Annotated in this window: 2 protein-coding genes; both read right to left on the reverse strand. The window is 52.0% G+C overall.

Annotated elements, in window-relative coordinates; genetic code table 11:
* Positions 1–101 precede the first annotated feature (101 nt).
* Complete coding sequence (locus tag DBR18_RS12195; protein WP_108590502.1) at positions 102–911, reverse strand: DUF3037 domain-containing protein; 810 nt, start codon at positions 909–911, stop codon at positions 102–104.
* Positions 908–1,589: HipA family kinase (locus DBR18_RS12200; protein WP_108590503.1), on the reverse strand; the 682-nt coding region annotated here is incomplete at its 5' end. The genes DBR18_RS12200 and DBR18_RS12195, both read right to left, overlap by 4 nt.

The raw sequence follows: 1,589 nt of genomic DNA on the forward strand, positions 1-1,589 counted from the left end.
GTTTGTAAGCCAGCGCATGTTACAGGCTCTGCCGGTGAGATATAGAGGTTACGCAAAGACGGAAAAGCCGCACAATTGTGCGGCTTATTGAGCGAAATCAACTATTGAGCGTAGCGCTGTGCGAAGTCGGCAATTTTCTGTGTTGCCTGGAAATCAACCAATTGTAGGCCACGTGCCTCAATGCTTTCCTTGGCAACTTCCACCGCTTTTTGGTGGCGAGGTGATTCGCTCTCTGCAGGAGTGCTAACGGGGATCAGCACGTTTTGCAGCTGAATTATGCCTTCCTGTTCCGCTCTTACGAATTTCATCAGCCACTGATCGCAGTGGTCGAGTATTGCGCTGGGCTCTGACTGGTCAAAAGCCAAGGGCTTTATAGCCGCCACGACCTTATTGCGATGTACCAAAGGGAGATGCAGTTTGGTCAGATCGCCGGCCAGCGTGTCATCACGGAAATTGCGAATCGATGCCTGCGAAAACATCTCCCGAATCTCTCGAACCATCACCTCTTCACGACGCTCGCGGCCAATGCCTTGACGATCAATGTAGCGGTTGAACAGCGTAGCGAGCGTATCGTCGAGATTTCCCACCAGTATCGAGCGCATGGGGCTGAAGCGAATCATCGACTCCTTCGGTTCCGTCATGAATCGGAAGTGGTTAACGATCTGCGACTCTTGAGCGCCTGCAGTCATGAGGCGGATGCTGTCGAGTTCGTTTTGGGCTATTTCCATCGCCTTGGCGAAAAGATTACTGCACTCAAAGAAATGATTGACCCGTTTCAGATTTTTACGAGCGAGTTTGTACTCCATGCGACCGATAGCAGGCGCCGAGAGAACGATGCCTACATTGGCAAACTCTTCGGTCTCCGCAAAAGGCGCGAAGCGCACAATGCTGTAAAGACAGGTGTATTTCATTTCAGGACGCTCCAGAATTCGTCCGATTGGCAAAGCATCAGGTTGCGTTCGATTTCTTCAAGCAGCGTTTCCAGCCCGAGTGCTCCGATGGCCTCACACCACTCTTCAGGAATATCTGAGCATAGGTCACGAAATCGTTCAGCAGTGTCATGCATCCGCTGAGCGTATTCAACTTTGTCGACCAGATCCAAACGCCATGCCCGATTTTCGGGGCCAAACACATGGCTATCAGCGAACCTTGAAGCATCCAATGGCCATTGGAATGCCTGGTTGTGATCGATCAGCTGTAGCTGATTGTTGATACTGCACATAAGCAGATTCGGACGCCCACCAAATGGTCCCAACTGGCGATCACTGTTATCGACCCAGTAATCAAAAGCGAAGACGGCTTTTTGAAGGTCGCTCGGAACCTGCAGTGCTTGTGAATACAGTAGGTCAGCAGCATCGGCGACGTAAGCAAGGGCATAGCTGTCCCCTGGTCCGAGATCACTACGAGCTTCCGGGTTATAACGCAACAAGGCTGGATCGACATAGATACAGCCATGCTCGGGGATCGGTAAGCCGAACAGAGCAGCTAAACGGGCGCAGAGTAGTTCGGCAATGCGTTCGGCTGGCGGCAGCTCCAAGCCTTTGACCACATAGTGTTTGTCATTGTTGGCCCGACACAGGAATGGGCGT

The organism is Pseudomonas sp. HMWF021 (genome assembly GCF_003061005.1).
Lineage (GTDB): Bacteria > Pseudomonadota > Gammaproteobacteria > Pseudomonadales > Pseudomonadaceae > Aquipseudomonas.